At 47.3% G+C, this 1,820-nt stretch carries 3 protein-coding genes; all 3 read left to right on the forward strand.

The window, feature by feature from the left end; all coding sequences use genetic code 11:
• A partial coding sequence (locus tag ACTXGO_RS13150) for a SulP family inorganic anion transporter (RefSeq protein WP_443574837.1) occupies positions 1-1,061 on the forward strand: 1,061 nt, incomplete at its 5' end.
• Positions 1,062-1,231: 170 nt separating this feature from the next.
• On the forward strand, positions 1,232-1,558 hold the full coding sequence (locus tag ACTXGO_RS13155) for a protein tyrosine phosphatase family protein (RefSeq protein ID WP_317199156.1): 327 nt from the start codon (positions 1,232-1,234) through the stop codon (positions 1,556-1,558).
• Positions 1,559-1,644: 86 nt separating this feature from the next.
• Positions 1,645-1,820 (forward strand): beta-lactamase hydrolase domain-containing protein (locus ACTXGO_RS13160; RefSeq protein WP_443574838.1); only part of this gene is annotated, 176 nt, incomplete at its 3' end.

A 1,820-nucleotide genomic window follows, 5' to 3' on the forward strand; every position in this document is an offset into this window, starting at 1 on the left:
TAGCCATTTTATTGAGTATGCTGCTCGACTGGTCGGCGCGCGATGTGGCGACCATAGGTAGTATTCCGCAGGGGCTGCCGACCTTTATCATACCGCATGTGCCAAGCTTTCAAGAGGCGCTTGAACTGCTGCCCGCTGCAGGACTCATGGCGCTTATTGTCTTTGTCTCCAGCAGTTCGGTGGCGAGCACTTACGCACGCCGGCGCGGTGAGCTATTTGATGCCAATCGTGAGCTGACGGGCTTGGGACTGGCTAACCTCGCAGGTGGCTTGTTTCAAAGCTTTACGGTCGCAGGCGGATTTTCTCGTACTGCTATCAACGTCGATTCAGGGGCCAAAACGCCCCTTGCTAGCCTTGTCACCGTTGTCGTTATGATCGCCGCATTGATTGCTTTTGGCAATGCTCTAGCTCCGCTGCCCTATGCGATTTTGGGTGCGACGATCATGGCCTCCATTATCGGATTAATTGACTTTGCCACTCTAAAATCTGCACGCCGGCGTGATCGTTTGGATGCGGTCAGTTATATCGCCGCCTTCATTGGGGTGCTCATATTTGGCCTCAATACTGGACTTATCATTGGCCTTATGGTCTCTTTTGCTAGTCTTATTTGGCAATCAAGCCAGCCGCACGTTGCTGTCGTCGGACAGTTGGGCGGCACTGGACATTTTCGCAACATCAATCGTCATGATGTAGTGACTTTTGAGCGTTTACTGATGCTACGTATCGATGAGAGTTTATTTTTTGGTAATACCGAATCGGTGCATCGGCGCATTTTGCAATCCGTACGCCAGTACCCACAGGCATCTGAAATTATCCTTATTATGGCGGCGGTCAATCATATTGACCTGACCGCTCAAGAGATGCTGATGACGCTGACCCAAGAGCTTGCAGCGCAAGATAAGCGCTTACATTTTAGCTTCGTCAAAGGTCCTGTGATGGATGTCATCGCTGCTACGCCAGTTATTACTGAGTTATCAGGACAGGTATTTATGAGCACATTAGAGGCGGTTACCACTTTAAAAGATGAGATGCCTAATACTGCGCCCTTATATCCGTCCTAAACGGTTACTGGCTATTGCTGTCTACTACCGAATACCGTTATGATGGCTCATTGCTAAAGTTGATTACGATATAGTAAAACATTTGAGACAGCGCACTCTTTTTTGCGTAGCGCCTATCCTTGACGACAACTTTAGACCTCATTCATACCATAATTTATAACTGACATTTTATGACCGACGATATCACTATTTATAAGCAAATTTATCCAAGCCAATGTATCAAGATTGCAGAACTGGGCTACCGCTCCGTGCTCAATGTACGCCCTGATGCTGAAAGTGACACTCAGCCGAGCAGTGTTGATTTCGCTGATGCTACCAAGCAGGCCAACCTAACTTATCATTATCTGCCTTTTGATGATGAGCGTCTGAGCACGATGACGGTTGAGCAGTTTGCTGCCTTTTATCATGACATGCCCAAACCCATACTGATGTTTTGCGGGACGGGCGCTCGCGCCAAACTCTTGTATCAAAGCGCATTGATGCAAGGCTTGCTTTAGTCTTTATAAATTCAAAGGCACTACAAATCAGTAAATACACCCTCTAACCAAAACGACATCTCACTAGAATAGAATAAGGAAAAATTATGAGTCATCAAGTTAGTATCACAGGACAAATCACCCCTGATCAAGTACCAATGATCGCCGAAAACGGCTTTAAAACTATTATCAATAATCGCCCCGATGGCGAAGAGCCAGGTCAACCGACCAGCGCTGAGATTGAAGCGGCTGCTAAGGAAGCGGGACTTGCATATAAAGAGGT

This window comes from Psychrobacter sp. T6-1 (assembly GCF_052258445.1).

What these genes read in the sequence shown, in the direction of transcription:
- ACTXGO_RS13155 (WP_317199156.1), top strand. Translation starts at nt 1,232, where the DNA reads ATGACCGACGATATCACTATTTATAAGCAAATTTATCCAAGCCAATGT.